The sequence below is a fragment of the Sphingomonas sp. PP-CE-1G-424 genome (assembly GCF_004341085.1).
In the GTDB taxonomy this organism is placed as follows: domain Bacteria; phylum Pseudomonadota; class Alphaproteobacteria; order Sphingomonadales; family Sphingomonadaceae; genus Sphingomonas.
Genome location: NZ_SLXW01000002.1, coordinates 613,475 through 625,928 on the forward strand (window position 1 = coordinate 613,475; position 12,454 = coordinate 625,928).

A 12,454-nucleotide genomic window follows, 5' to 3' on the forward strand; every position below is an offset into this window, starting at 1 on the left:
TTCACAGGGGTGCGGGTCGCGATTGCGGTACGCGGCGCATCGGCCGGAACGTCTGCTCGCTGCGCTTGCGACCGAGATACGTGTCGAGGCCAATCTGCGCCCCGATCAGCATGTAGATGAACGGCTGGAATGCGATCGCGATGAACGTGGCGCCCAGCAGATAGACGATATGCGCGCTCTGCAACGCGGCGGCGAGCGGTCCGGCCCAGGCGAGTTCGTCGTCGGGATCGCGGTAGCGGCGACGCAGCACCTCCATCCGGACGATGCCGATCAGGTTGATCGCCAGCCAGAGCGCCAGTCCCGGATAGCCCTGTTCGCCGAGCATCTCGAAATAGGCGCTATGATACGCGCGCGCCTTGTCGACCTCGACCTTCGACCCGCCGGTGATCGCGCCACCCTCGGCGGTCTTCAGGTCGTAGCGGATCCGGTTGCCGAGGAAGGCGTTGAACCCGCCGCCGAACGGATGATCCTTCGCATAGTCGATCGTCCATTTCCACACCGCCAGCCGGGTCGAGGCGGACTCGTCCGCCTGATAGGTCTTGATGGTGTTCATCCGGTTGGTGAAGGTCGACGGGAGGAACGGCACGGCGGCAACCCCGAGCGCGGCGATCGCCGCCAGATACAAACCCTTGCGCTTGACCGCGCGCAACGACAGCAGCGCCAGCAGGCCGATGCACAACAGCCCGGTACGGGTCGATGTGCCGACCGGGATCAGCAGGCACGCGAAAACCAGCGCGAGGCAGAAGCCCTTCAGCCGCCAGTCGCGCTTGAAGATCGTGCCATACCCCATGAACCAGAAGATCACCGGGATGATCGCGATCGCGACGGTGCTGATCGTGCTGCCCTCGTACAGGCCGGAATTATTGTCGACCATCAGGTTCAACTGGCCATAGCCGCCGCCGCCGCTGGCGATCGTCTTGATCCCGCCGACGATAATGATCGACGAGGCGGACAGGACCATGAACACCAGCAGCGCCTCGATCCGCAACCGCGTCCGCAGCGTCAGCGGCAGGAACGCGGCGAAGATCAGCGCCTTCCACACCCAGTCCCACTTTTCTAGCGCCTCGACCGGGAAGTCGGCGGCGAGCGTGGTGGCCCAGCAATAGAGCATCAGCACGACGATCAGGATCGACCGCGCGCCGACCCGCGTATCGCGCTTGTCGTCGGCGAGCACCCAGCCGCCGACCGCGAGCGCAACCGCAATCAATGAGATCGGGATGGTGTTGAGCAGCAGGTAGGTGAGGCGCTGCGGCGAGACGATATCGATATAGACGTACACGAGCACCAGCAGGAACGGCCGCCGGAAGCCCATCCCGAAAAACGCCAGCAGGAACGCGATGAAGGCGAGATCACGCACTCGGGCCGCGCCTCGTGTCGGGTTTGTCGGGCGTATCGTGCGGGCTTGGCTCGCGATCGAGGTCGGGGCGCTTGAGCAACAGGAACGCGGCGAGCATCATCAGGCCGTGGCTGAGGCCGAGTGCGAGATTGTCGATCATGATGCGGCCTCCTTCCGGCAACGATGCTATGACCGACAGCTTTAGGTCGGGTCGGTTGACGCGCCGTTAAGCGATGTGGTGGCAAGCGGATAGCACGATGCGCATTCTTCATATCCTCGATCACGGCCTTCCGTTGCAGAGCGGCTATACGTTCCGCACGCGGGCGATCCTAAAGGCGCAGGAGGGGCTGGGGTGGACCGTCGCGGCGGTGACCGGGCCGCGGCACGGCGACGCGCCGGCGTCGGTGGAGTCGGTCGACGGGCTGACCTTTCATCGCACGCCGGCGGCGCTGACGTCCGGTCCGATCGGCGAGGTCGCTGGGATCGCCGCGTTTGCCCGGCGCATCGAGGCCGCGGTCGATGCCTTCAAGCCCGACATCCTTCACGCGCATTCACCGGTGATCGATGCGCTCGCTGCCCTGATCGTCGCGCGCAAGCGGAAACTGCCGCTGGTGTACGAGATCCGTGCGTTCTGGGAGGATGCGGCGGTCGGCAACGGCACGGGCACGGCGACGTCGCTGCGCTACCGGGCGACGCGCGCGCTCGAGACGTGGGCGGTGCGGCGCGCGGATGCGGTGGCGGTGATCTGCGAGGGCCTGCGCGGCGACTTGGTCGCGCGCGGGATCGCGGCGGACAAGATCATCGTGTCGCCCAATGGCGTCGATCTCGACCTGTTCGGGACCGCCCCGCCACGCGACGATGCGCTGGGCGCGGAACTGGGGCTCGATGGCGCGGACGTGATTGGGTTCATCGGCAGCTTCTACGATTACGAGGGACTGGACGACCTGATCGCGGCGATGCCGATGCTGGTGGCGCGGCGTCCGAACGCACGCCTGTTGATGGTCGGCGGTGGCCCGATGGAGGCTGCGTTGCGCGCGCAGGCGGGGGCATCGCCGGTCGCCGACGCGATCCGCTTTATCGGCCGCGTCCCGCACGACGCGGTCGAGCGCTATTACGGGCTGGTCGACATCCTCGCCTATCCACGCAAACGGATGCGGCTGACCGACCTGGTCACGCCGTTGAAACCACTCGAGGCGATGGCGCAGGGGCGGCTGGTCGCGGCGTCGGATGTCGGCGGTCACCGCGAACTGATCCGCGCCGAGGGCAAGGCGAGCGATACCGGCACGTTGTTCGCGCCCGACGATCCCGCCGCGATCGCCGCGGCACTGGGTGCGATGTTCGACGATCGCACGGGTTGGGACGCGCGGCGAGCACAGGGCCGCGCCTTCGTGCAGGCGGAGCGTAACTGGTCGTCAAACATTCTACGCTATGTACCTGTCTATCAGCGGCTCGTTTCAGCCGCGGCACGGGAAAATTGATGGTCGCATTCCTCCGCCAACGCCTGATCCGTTCGGTCCCCGTCTACGGCGCGGTCGTCGGCGCGGTGATCGTCGCGGGCGGCGTCTTCCTGTCGCCGACCACCACCCTCGAAGGCTTGGTCTGGACCACCGGGGTTGCGTCGTTGATCCCGGCGGCGGCACCGCCGCTCGGCATGACGGCGCGCCTGTTGCTGGCGTTGGGCGGCGGCATGCTGGCCGCGGCGCTGCTGTGGTCGTCGCTGTTCCTGTTGGTAGGGCCTGGCGGTTTGCTCGTCCGGCGCCCACGTCGCGATGACGATCTGCCCGTGGTCCGTCGCGCCGATGCGCATCCCGACGCGCCGCCGCGCAAACCGATGTCGGCCGCCGATCTCGGGACGCCGATGATGGAGGTCGGCGTCGGCAAGGTGCGTGACGAGCGTGGCATTCCGGTCGATCTCGATCTTCCGCTGGCGGCGTTCGATCCGACGGCGATCCTGCCGACACCGATGGCACCGGCTCGACCGGTGTCGTCGCTGATCCACATCTCGCTGAACGCGACAGAGAGCGTCGCCCTCAACAGAAGGGCGGCAGGCGGCAACGCCGATCCCGTGGCGATGCTCGAGCCGTGGGACGTGCCTGAGGCGAAGGGGCACGCCGATACCGAACTGCCGGTGTCGGAGCCGACCGTCGTCGCGCCGACAACGCCCCCGGCCGAGCCGACCACGCCCCCTAAGGAGGCGGCGCAACCGCAAACGATCGAGGCCTTGTTACGCCGGCTTGAGAAGGGCGCGAGCCGTCGGCGGCGGCTTGGAGTACACTGAGGGCCGGACGTACCCGATAGGGTCGAAACCGCTTTTTCTATCTGGTAAGCTCTGATACCCAAGCTTCGAAAACATCGAGGAGGGATCATGGCGGCGACTATAGACGAGCTTGCTGACCGATCGGGCGATAGCTCGGACGTCGTCCCGCCCTCCGAACAGGGCGCATCGCGCTACGCCTGGTATGTGCTGTCGGTCCTGTTCCTGGTCTATGTGCTGAACTTCGTGGACCGGCAGATCATCTCGATCCTGGCGGAGGACATCAAGCGCGACCTGGGGCTGAAGGATCAGGATCTCGGCTTCCTGTATGGCACTGCGTTCGGCGTGTTCTATTCGCTGTTCGGTATTCCGCTGGGGCGGCTGGCGGACAATTGGCACCGCGTCAGGCTGATGACGATCGGGCTGTCGCTGTGGTCGGTGATGACCGCGCTGTCGGGCTTTTCGAAGACCGGCGGGCATCTTGCCGCGGCGCGGATCGGCGTCGGGATCGGCGAGGCGACCGCCAGTCCTTCGGCATACTCGATCATCTCCGACTATTTTCCGAAGCGGCTGCGCGCGACGGCGTTGTCGATCTACTCCGCTGGATTGTACGTGGGCGGCGGCTGTTCGTTGTTCATCGGCGGGCTGATCGTACAGGGCTGGAACAAGGCCTATCCCGGCGGCGGACCGCTCGGGCTGGTCGGCTGGCAGGCGGCGTTCATGGCGGTCGGCGTGCCGGGGCTGTTGCTCGCCGTCTGGATCGCGACGTTGAAGGAGCCGATCCGTGGGCTGGTTGAGGGGCTGCCCGAGCCGGAAAAGCATCCGGCGCCGTTCCGCGCGTTCGGGGCCGAGCTGGTGACGATCGTGCCGCCGCTGACCTTGATCGGCGCTGCGATGGGTGGCGCGCGGGCGCTCGGGTATAACCTCGTTGCGCTCGCGCTGGTGGTCGCGGCGGTGTCGGGGCTGGTGGCGGCGGGCGAGCCCTGGCCGCAATGGGTGGCGATCGGGATCGGCGTGTATGCGGTGTTCTCGTGGGCGTCGGCGCTGAAGCGGCGCGATCCGCCGACCTTCGCGTTGATCGTGGGCACACCGGCGTTCCTGTGCACGGTCGTGGCGTATGGGCTGAATGCATTTTTGAGTTACGCGGCGAGTTTTTGGGCGGCGCCCTATGCGTTGCGCGAGCTTGGCGCGACGCCGGCGTCGGCGGGGTTCATGATCGGCAGCCTCGGCGCGACCGCTGGCTTCCTGGGGCTGACGATCGGCGGCGTGGTGTCGGATCGGTTGCGGCAGCGCAATCCGGCGGGGCGGTTGTGGGTGGTGATCTTCGGCGCGGTGGTGCCGGTGCCGTTCCTGATCCTCGCCTTCACCGCGTCGTCGCCGGCAGCGTTCTACACGGGGATCTTCCTCGCGCAGTTGACCGCGTCGTGCGCGCTGGGGGCGGCTGCTGCGACGACGCAAGACATGGTGTTGCCGCGGATGCGGGGCACGGCGACGGCGACGTTCTTCATCGGGACGACGCTGATCGGGCTGGCGCTTGGGCCATATATGGCGGGGCGGGTGTCGACGCTGACCGGGAGCCTATCGATCGGGATGCTGTCATTGCTGGTGGTGACGCCGATCACGCTGGCGTGTGCGGTTGCTGCGTACCGGCTTGCGCCGGGGGCCGAGGCTACGCGGGAGGCTAGGGCGCGGGCGGCGGGGGAGGCGGTTTAAACGCTCCTGGCGAACCTTATCTCGGCCACCCTCTTCCGTTCGTGTTGAGCGAAGTCGAGCCACCTACGCCTGGGGCATGCCCTTCGACTTCGCTCAGGGCGAACGGGGAGGGGGCGGGTCAGTGCGCGAGACAGGTGCTTCGAGACGAGCCGTCGATACGCCGCCTTCCGCGACTACTCGGTCTCTACTCAGCACGAACGAACGTTGCGCGGGCGAATGTGCCCCTCCTGAAGATTAGGAGGGGCCACGCACTCACCCCGCCTGGAACACCCCGCAGGCGATCCGCCCGCCGCTGTTGCCGGCCGGGTCGGTCATCATGTCGTCGGGACCCGCATGCACCACGAAGGCCGAGCCGTCCGTGTCCATCAGGCCGGCCATCGTCGCACCCGGGATCGTGATGCCGATCGTGCCGCGTCCATCGGTGCCGATGATCAGGTTGGGCAGGTCGCCTTCATGCGGGCCTTGCGGGTTCATGCTGCCGTGCTTCATGCCGGTCGGGTTCCAGTGGCCGCCCGCGGTCGTGAAGTCGGGGGCGTCGCAGCGGCCGACCATGTGGATGTGTGCGCCGTGCGTGCCGGGGGGCATCGCCTTGGCGTCGAGCGTGAAGCGGAGCCCGCCCGCGACTTCGGTGGCGGTGGCGCGGCCGACGTCGGTGCCGGTCGCGGTCTGGAGCATCGCGGTGGCGCGCTGGCCGCCGGACACAGGTGCGCCGGTCTCCATGCCGGTCTTTTCGCAGGCGGTGAGTCCAATCGTCGCCGCGCCGAGCAGTGCCAGTGTCGCAATCCGCATAGTGTCTCTCCCTGTTGTCTCTTGGCGAACCCTTCGCCGTGGCTCAGGTTCCACCCCCGGTATCGAGCGCCCAGCGCGCGACCGGTTCGTACGTCGCGCCGTCGCGGCCGAGATGGCTCTGGTACAGCACGAGATGGGGTAGCGGGAAGGGCGCGCTTGACAGTGCGGCATGCGTCGCGAGCCAGTCCTCGATCGCGAACCCGACACCCGCCGACCGTGCCAGCCGCGCGACGGTGATGTGCGGGAGATACGCGCGGTGTTCGGGCGGGAGGCCGGCGCGAACGCACGCCTGGTCGACCTTGCGGTGGAGCGCGGCGAGCGCCTCGTGCGGCGTCACGCCGGCCCAAAGCGTATCGGTCCGTCCGCGCTTCTCGAAGCGGCCGACTCCGGTGAGCGTTACACTCGAGATCGGCGCGACGATCTGGCTCAACGCGACCGCGACGTCCTCCGCGACCGGCCGTTCGACCTCGCCGATGAAGCGCAGCGTCACGTGCAGTTGCTCCTCGTCCTGCCATCGTGCGGACGGAACGCCCTCCATTATGTCGAGCAAGCTCTGACGGATAGCGGGCGGAGGGCGAAGGGCGACGAAAAGGCGAATCATGGATTGCGGCAGGTTAACCGCGAACCACCATGCCGATGCAACCACTCTGCTTGAAAAGCGTCCTGTAAAAGACGATATTCACCGTAACCGGCACCATGCCGGACAAAGGAGCTAATTTCACAATGGCTAATTGGTCTGACCCCCGGCCCCGCGCCGCGCCGTTCGGAACGACGGCCACGGGCCAGCGTACCGAGGCCTATGACGCTGGTCTCCGGTCGTACATGCTGTCCGTGTATAACTACATGGGCTCGGCTGTCCTGCTGACGGGCATCGTCGCGATGCTGTTCGCATGGGGCGGCGCAGAGTCGCCCGCCGCACAGGTGTTCATGAGCGGTGGCATCCTGAAGTACGTCATCATGTTCTCGCCGCTCGCGATCGTGTTCGGCATGAGCTACGGCCAGAACAAGATGTCGACCGGCACGATGCAGATGCTCTTCTGGGGCTTTGCCGTCCTGATGGGTCTGTCGATGTCGACCATCTTCCTGGTCTATAGCGGCACGTCGATCGCGGGTGCGTTCTTCGCCACTGCAGCCGGTTTCGCGGCGCTCAGCCTGTACGGCTACACCACCAAGCGCGACCTGTCGGCGTTCGGGACGTTCCTGATCATCGGTGTCGTCGGCCTGCTGGTCGCGAGCCTGATCAACATGTTCCTGCAGTCGGGCGTCATGCAGCTGGTCATCAGCGGCGTTGGTGTGCTCTTGTTCGCAGGCCTCACCGCCTACGACACGCAGCGTACCAAGAGCCTGTATGCGCAGGTCGCCGGCACGGACATGGTCGGCAAGGTCGTCATCATGTCGGCGCTGAGCCTGTACCTCGATTTCATCAACATGTTCATGTTCGTGCTGCGTCTGTTTGGTAGCAGCCGCAACTAACTCCCGCTAAGGGTGTGACGAACGCAGGGCTCGGCGGGACACCGCCGGGCCCTTTTCTTTTGGCCTCGGGACAGGAATGGGACGCGCAATGCGGCTCTCGATCGACGTGCGTCTGGATTACGGGATTACGGGGGACGCCGATGTGCTCCTCCAGATCGAGGCCGCGGCGATGGCCGACCAGACGATCGAGTCCGAATCCCTTACCCTGTGGTCCGACAGTCCGATCCGGGCGGTGCGCGGCGAGGACGGGATCGGCCAGCGTTGCTGGTCGCGCGGGCATGGCCGGTTCACGGCCGAGTATAAGGCCATCGTCGCCGTAAATCGCGAGCGGGTGCAGCTCGAGCTGTATCCGGCAACGCCGCCGCGAATGCTCGATGGCGAGCTGACGCCGTATCTGATGCCGAGCCGCTATTGTCCGTCGGACCGATTCGAGGGCTTCGTCGCGCGCGAGTTCGGGGGTCTGGAGGGCGGACCGCTGGCGGCGGCGCTGACCGAGTGGGTGTACCAGTCGCTCGACTATCGCTGCGGGTCGAGCAGCGGCGAGACGACCGCGCTCGATACGTTCGCGTCGCGCTCGGGGGTGTGTCGGGATTATTCGCATCTGCTCGTGTCGCTCGCGCGGGCGGGTGGGATTCCGGCGCGGTGCGTGTCGGCCTATGCACCGGGTGTCGATCCGCCCGACTTCCATGCGGTCGCGGAGCTGTGGCTGGCAGGCGACTGGCGGCTGATCGATGCGACGAAGATGGCGACGTGCAGCGATATCGCGCGGGTCTGCGTCGGGCGCGATGCGACCGATATCGCGTTCATGACGGTGTTCGGGCAGGCATATCTGTGGGAGCAGACGGTGAAGGTGACGCCGCTGGATTGAGCCGCCCCGCGGAGCCCATCGCCGGGAAACAAACTTCGCTTCGACCGTTGGTCATCGCCAAGATTAAAAAGGGACGTCGCAATGACCGACATAGACAAGAGCGCGCTGGATAGCCTGTCCGTAGCGCCCGACGACAAGGATGCCGAGGGCAAGAGCTCGGGTCGCGATCCGCGCCAGGAAGCGGGCCAGGACAAGTCGATCGGCAAGCGCCTGCAGAAGAACCCGGACAGCGCCGACGCGCGTCTCGACAACGGGCTCGACGAGTCGATGGACGGCAGCGATCCGATTTCGGCGACGCAGCCGGGGTCTGGCACCGAGCCGGCGAAGTCGTCGGGCTATGACGAGGATGCCGAGCGGGCGCTGCGCGAAAAGCAGGCGTAACCCTCGCATCTGCTCAACGAACGGGCGTCGGTCGGCAACGACCGGCGCTTTTTTGTTGCCCAAACGCCGCGCAAGACGATCAAATCGCTTAGTTTCGTTCGGTTCGTCGCAGCGTTGTTGCAGCGCAACAGCTTTCATGGTCGCTTGGTGTTACGGAAAGATGACGCGCGATAGGGTCGTTGTTAACCATCCGAGCGCATAGTCTGCCGGTTCCTTGACGAGAGCGGGGTGACGACATGGCTTCCAGAATGAAACCGGCACAGGGGTCGATGACCCTCGCCGAGATGAAGGAATTCGCGGCTTTTCCGAGCGCTGCGCAGCGTTACATCCGACGGTCTCTGGATGTCGGGCTGGACCGCGACGACGCGACCGAGCGGTGGTCCCGCGATGTCGTCGAGGCGGCAAGCATCCGCGCCCAAGCGAGACTCTACAATGCGCTGCCCGATCTTCGCGTCATGGTGCCCGACGACAGCGGTCTCGACGCGATCGAGCCGTTCCTCGCGCCGCTGATGACCCTCGTCGCGTTCGATCTAGGACAGGGGCGGTTGACCAGCTTTTCCGCGTTGCGCTTCCTGTACGAGCGGCTGATCGGGGCGGAGGTTCGGCCGTGGCTGCCGTCCGCCTTCTGCGCCGCCGCTGCGCTGCCGCATCTGCATCCCGAACTCCGGCGAAAATTGCTCCAGTCGATCAGCGAAGCCGCGGCGATCGCGTCGGGCTGGTCGAACCGTCAACCGGCGTTCTTTCCTTATTGGGTGGAGAAGGTCGATTCGGGGACGACGCTGGCGAACTGATCGAAGACTTAATGACACGCGCGCCAGCCGATCGATCCGCGTTCGGCCTGGTCGAGGTGGAGATGGTCGGCATGTGCGGCATTGTAATCGGGTGACAATGTCGTCGCGAACAGCGTGCATGCGCCGTCGCGCACGTCGTGGAGAAACGCCGCTTTCGCCGTGTCGCCCCGCCAGTCGCGCGCGATCGTGATGCGCGTGCCGTTGCTGAGCCGAAACCCCGCGATGTCGACGGCGTCGGCTGTCGAATGCTCGCTCCAGCCGGTCGCGCCGCTGCCCGCGATGCGGCGGCAACTATAGCTGCCGAGATGATCGATCCGCGCGACTTGGGCGCCAAAATGCCGCTGTGCGGCAGGCTGCACGACATTCCACTCCCACAACGCTAGCGCCGCCGCGACCGGGCAGGATAGGCCCAATCCCGCTGGGCTGAACGCGATCCGCCGAACCTTGCCATCTGCCGTGCGGGGATCTTCGACCAGGCGAACCCCATCGGCATAGCCGCATCGGTCCCCGTCCCGACGGGGCGGCAGGACCGTATAGGACACGCCGGCCTGGTCGAGCATCGCCCGGCATGCTGGAAAATCTCGGGTCAGCGCCGTTAGCTTGCGGCCGGTGAACGCGCCGATCGGTTGGCCGAGATTGAGCGGGGGCCACGGCAAGTCCTGCGGTCGCGCGCGCAGGTTGACCCACAGAACGAGGCTGAGCGCGACCAGCAATGCGAGCCCTGTAAGCCCGCCGATCGTACGACGAAGCGCGCGCACGCGATTAGCCGCGAACCGCGTCGCTGAGCCGCTCCACGGTCACGGGATAGCCGAGATCGTCGGGAATGCAGAGATGATCGACGCCGTCGCGCGTCTCGATCCACGGCGTGATCGTGCGAACCGGGTGCCTCCGCGCCTGCGCAATTGCCGCCTCGACATCGGCGAATTGCGCCAGCCGTTCGAGATTGCGACGGGTCGGGAAGATGATCGTGGCCCGGCCTGCATCGGCATCCGCCAACACGTCGGCGGCGGTGGACCAAAACAGGCGGACATTCTCCGTTGCGTCGACGCGGGGTGCGGGCGCACCGGCGGGCAGGCGGGCCAGATAGAAGCGCGTGTCGAAGATCCGCACGGCGGCGTGCGCGGGCAGCCATCGAGCGAAATACTCGAGCGCATCGACGTCGACCTGCGTTTTTGCCTCCGCCAGCACCTGCGCGAAGGGGAACCCCGCGTGCAAGGCGGCCCTGAGCGTCGCGAGCGTCGATGCCGATGGTGCCGGCGACAGGCCGATCGCCAGTCCGACTTCCTCGATAGTCTCGCGAATCGCGGCGATCCGCGCGGCGGTATCGGCGTCGGAACGCCCCAGCAACGCCGCCAGCGCATGATCGCCGGGATCGACCCGCCCGCCCGGAAACACGAGTGCACCCCCCGCGAACGCCATCGCCTTCGCGCGCTCGACCATCAGGATCTGGGGTGGCCCTACCGATGCTTCGCGGAACACGATCAACGTCGCTGCAGGGATCGGGGGCGTCGGGTCTGATTCGCGCATGGCCCGCGATACTCCGCGAACGGCCGGTCCGGTAGCGCATGCGCGAAGTCTGCCGATCGTTCTCGATCGGCGGGGTTCAGGACATTGAAGGCTCGAACGTCTGTAAATCTCGGGCGGATCTCCGTTCAGCGGGGCGCGCCCATAGCGTTATCGAAGCCACCGCCGATAGCCCGCTTCAGTTCGGCTGAGCTTTGATCCAGAGACGCAGCGTGCGTCACGCGAAAGAGAAAACGACGGTCAGTCTCGGGCATACAATCCTGTCGCCGATTTCTGTCATCGAGGGCGAAGTGCCGCGGTGCTTTTCCTCACCACGAGTTCGTGATGGAGCGTGACTTGCTGCGGAGGGCCGTCGACGCCGCGCAGGATGTCGACGAGCAGTTCGACCGTGCGGCGCCCGATCATGCCCTTGGGCTGGGCGATGGTGGTCAGCGGAGGCTGAAAATAACGCGCGAGCGGCAGGTCGTCGAAGCCGATCACCGAGATGTCGGTGGGGCATGAGAGCCCCGCATCGCCGATCGCGCTGAGCGCGCCCATCGCCATCTCGTCGCTGAAGCAGAAGAGCGCGGTGACGTCGTGCGCGAGCAGGTCGCGCGTGTGGTCGACCGCGGATCCGGCGGAATAGTCGCCGATGCGGATGTGCAGGCTGTCGCGCATGCCGGCGCGGGTCGCGGCGACGATCGCGCCGGCGAGGCGGTCGCGGCTGATCGGGCTTATCTCGGGGCCAGTGATGACGCCGATGGTGCGGTGGCCGAGATCGATCAGATGGTCGATCGCGTCGGCGCTGGCGGCCGCATTGTCGATGTGGACGCTGGGGACGCCCAGGTCCGGGCTGTATTCGCAGCCGTTGACGATCGGCGCAGCGGTCCCCTTGCGCGCCAGCAGCGGGGCAAGGCTGGCGGGCAGGCGGTGGCCGAGGAAGATCAGCCCGTCGACTTCGCGGCGTGAGAGCATATCAGCGTACTGATCCTCGACGTCTGGATCGTGCCGCGTGTCGCCGACGACGACCGAATACCCCGCGTCTCGCGCAGCCTCTTCCGCGCCGCGGATGACGCTGGCGAAGAACGCGTTCGAGATGTCGGGGACCGTCAGCAGGATCTTCGCCGCGCGCAAAGTCCGCAGGCTGCGCGCGGCGACATTGGGCGCATACCCCGACTCGCGGACGACCGCGAGCACCCGCCGCCGTGTTTCCTCGGACACCTGTTCGGGGCGGCTCAGTACGCGCGACACGGTGGCGGTGGAGACGCCCGCGAGTGCGGCCACTTCGATGATCGTCGGCATCCGTTCGTCATGGATCCGGTTTGGGGCAGTGTCGATATATATCC

At 66.5% G+C, this 12,454-nt stretch carries 14 protein-coding genes; 7 read left to right on the plus strand and 7 right to left on the minus strand.

Features of this window, described 5'->3' with window-relative positions:
* Position 1: 1 nt before the first annotated feature.
* Together C8J43_RS07905 and C8J43_RS21865 are read right to left on the minus strand one after the other, a co-directional pair.
* A complete protein-coding gene (locus C8J43_RS07905) occupies positions 2–1,357 on the minus strand; it encodes a putative O-glycosylation ligase, exosortase A system-associated (protein ID WP_133030410.1) in 1,356 nt (451 codons plus the stop codon).
* Positions 1,350–1,496: a hypothetical protein gene (locus C8J43_RS21865; protein ID WP_165899571.1), complete on the minus strand. Its 147-nt coding sequence runs from the start codon at positions 1,494–1,496 to the stop codon at positions 1,350–1,352. Before C8J43_RS21865 ends, C8J43_RS07905 begins: the two co-directional genes overlap by 8 nt.
* Before the next feature lie 97 nt (positions 1,497–1,593).
* Between C8J43_RS21865 and C8J43_RS07910 the strand changes: the two genes are divergently transcribed.
* The 3 genes from C8J43_RS07910 (at position 1,594) to C8J43_RS07920 (ending at position 5,303) form a co-directional block, all read left to right on the plus strand.
* Positions 1,594–2,814 (plus strand): TIGR04063 family PEP-CTERM/XrtA system glycosyltransferase, encoded by a 1,221-nt coding sequence (locus C8J43_RS07910; RefSeq protein WP_133030411.1) that lies wholly within the window; start codon positions 1,594–1,596, stop codon positions 2,812–2,814.
* A complete protein-coding gene (locus C8J43_RS07915; protein ID WP_133030412.1) occupies positions 2,814–3,614 on the plus strand; it encodes a hypothetical protein in 801 nt (266 codons plus the stop codon). The genes C8J43_RS07910 and C8J43_RS07915 overlap by 1 nt, the downstream gene beginning before the upstream one ends.
* Positions 3,615–3,701: 87 nt before the next feature.
* Entirely contained in the window at positions 3,702–5,303 is a 1,602-nt protein-coding gene (locus C8J43_RS07920) for an MFS transporter (RefSeq protein ID WP_133030413.1), read from the plus strand.
* 252 nt (positions 5,304–5,555) lie between these two features.
* Here C8J43_RS07920 and C8J43_RS07925 read toward each other — a convergent pair whose 3' ends face one another.
* Both C8J43_RS07925 and thpR read right to left on the minus strand, forming a co-directional pair.
* Positions 5,556–6,092 carry a superoxide dismutase family protein gene (locus C8J43_RS07925; protein ID WP_133030414.1) on the minus strand — a complete coding sequence of 179 codons (537 nt, stop codon included), beginning with the start codon at positions 6,090–6,092 and terminating at the stop codon, positions 5,556–5,558.
* 43 nt (positions 6,093–6,135) lie between these two features.
* Positions 6,136–6,693: an RNA 2',3'-cyclic phosphodiesterase gene (gene thpR, locus C8J43_RS07930; protein ID WP_133030415.1), complete on the minus strand. Its 558-nt coding sequence runs from the start codon at positions 6,691–6,693 to the stop codon at positions 6,136–6,138.
* Positions 6,694–6,815: 122 nt separating this feature from the next.
* On the opposite strand from thpR, the gene C8J43_RS07935 reads away from it, so the two are divergent.
* The 4 genes from C8J43_RS07935 (at position 6,816) to C8J43_RS07950 (ending at position 9,605) form a co-directional block, all read left to right on the plus strand.
* Entirely contained in the window at positions 6,816–7,565 is a 750-nt protein-coding gene (locus C8J43_RS07935) for a Bax inhibitor-1/YccA family protein (RefSeq protein WP_133030416.1), read from the plus strand.
* Positions 7,566–7,653: 88 nt separating this feature from the next.
* A complete protein-coding gene (locus tag C8J43_RS07940) occupies positions 7,654–8,433 on the plus strand; it encodes a transglutaminase family protein (RefSeq protein WP_056491021.1) in 780 nt (259 codons plus the stop codon).
* Positions 8,434–8,514: 81 nt separating this feature from the next.
* On the plus strand, positions 8,515–8,814 hold the full coding sequence (locus C8J43_RS07945; RefSeq protein ID WP_056051272.1) for a hypothetical protein: 300 nt from the start codon (positions 8,515–8,517) through the stop codon (positions 8,812–8,814).
* A gap of 236 nt (positions 8,815–9,050) precedes the next feature.
* Positions 9,051–9,605: a hypothetical protein gene (locus C8J43_RS07950; protein ID WP_133030417.1), complete on the plus strand. Its 555-nt coding sequence runs from the start codon at positions 9,051–9,053 to the stop codon at positions 9,603–9,605.
* A gap of 8 nt (positions 9,606–9,613) precedes the next feature.
* Here the strand turns inward: C8J43_RS07950 and C8J43_RS07955 are convergent, their stop codons facing one another.
* The 3 genes from C8J43_RS07955 to C8J43_RS07965 all read right to left on the minus strand — a co-directional run bounded on the left by C8J43_RS07955 (position 9,614) and on the right by C8J43_RS07965 (position 12,410).
* On the minus strand, positions 9,614–10,363 hold the full coding sequence (locus C8J43_RS07955) for an extensin family protein (protein WP_133030418.1): 750 nt from the start codon (positions 10,361–10,363) through the stop codon (positions 9,614–9,616).
* Between the two features lie 4 nt (positions 10,364–10,367).
* Entirely contained in the window at positions 10,368–11,132 is a 765-nt protein-coding gene (locus C8J43_RS07960) for an NUDIX domain-containing protein (protein WP_133030419.1), read from the minus strand.
* A gap of 273 nt (positions 11,133–11,405) precedes the next feature.
* Positions 11,406–12,410, minus strand: coding sequence for a LacI family DNA-binding transcriptional regulator (locus C8J43_RS07965; RefSeq protein WP_133030420.1), 1,005 nt, complete (start codon positions 12,408–12,410; stop codon positions 11,406–11,408).
* Positions 12,411–12,454 lie beyond the last annotated feature (44 nt).

Bases quoted from the DNA above. Each gene is read 5' to 3' on its own strand.
- C8J43_RS21865 (WP_165899571.1), bottom strand. From the start codon at position 1,496: ATGATCGACAATCTCGCACTCGGCCTCAGCCACGGCCTGATGATGCTC.
- C8J43_RS07910 (WP_133030411.1), top strand. From the start codon at position 1,594: ATGCGCATTCTTCATATCCTCGATCACGGCCTTCCGTTGCAGAGCGGC.
- C8J43_RS07915 (WP_133030412.1), top strand. From the start codon at position 2,814: ATGGTCGCATTCCTCCGCCAACGCCTGATCCGTTCGGTCCCCGTCTAC.
- C8J43_RS07920 (WP_133030413.1), top strand. From the start codon at position 3,702: ATGGCGGCGACTATAGACGAGCTTGCTGACCGATCGGGCGATAGCTCG.
- C8J43_RS07925 (WP_133030414.1), bottom strand. From the start codon at position 6,092: ATGCGGATTGCGACACTGGCACTGCTCGGCGCGGCGACGATTGGACTC.
- thpR (WP_133030415.1), bottom strand. From the start codon at position 6,693: ATGATTCGCCTTTTCGTCGCCCTTCGCCCTCCGCCCGCTATCCGTCAG.
- C8J43_RS07935 (WP_133030416.1), top strand. From the start codon at position 6,816: ATGGCTAATTGGTCTGACCCCCGGCCCCGCGCCGCGCCGTTCGGAACG.
- C8J43_RS07940 (WP_056491021.1), top strand. From the start codon at position 7,654: ATGCGGCTCTCGATCGACGTGCGTCTGGATTACGGGATTACGGGGGAC.
- C8J43_RS07945 (WP_056051272.1), top strand. From the start codon at position 8,515: ATGACCGACATAGACAAGAGCGCGCTGGATAGCCTGTCCGTAGCGCCC.
- C8J43_RS07950 (WP_133030417.1), top strand. From the start codon at position 9,051: ATGGCTTCCAGAATGAAACCGGCACAGGGGTCGATGACCCTCGCCGAG.
- C8J43_RS07960 (WP_133030419.1), bottom strand. From the start codon at position 11,132: ATGCGCGAATCAGACCCGACGCCCCCGATCCCTGCAGCGACGTTGATC.
- C8J43_RS07965 (WP_133030420.1), bottom strand. From the start codon at position 12,410: ATGCCGACGATCATCGAAGTGGCCGCACTCGCGGGCGTCTCCACCGCC.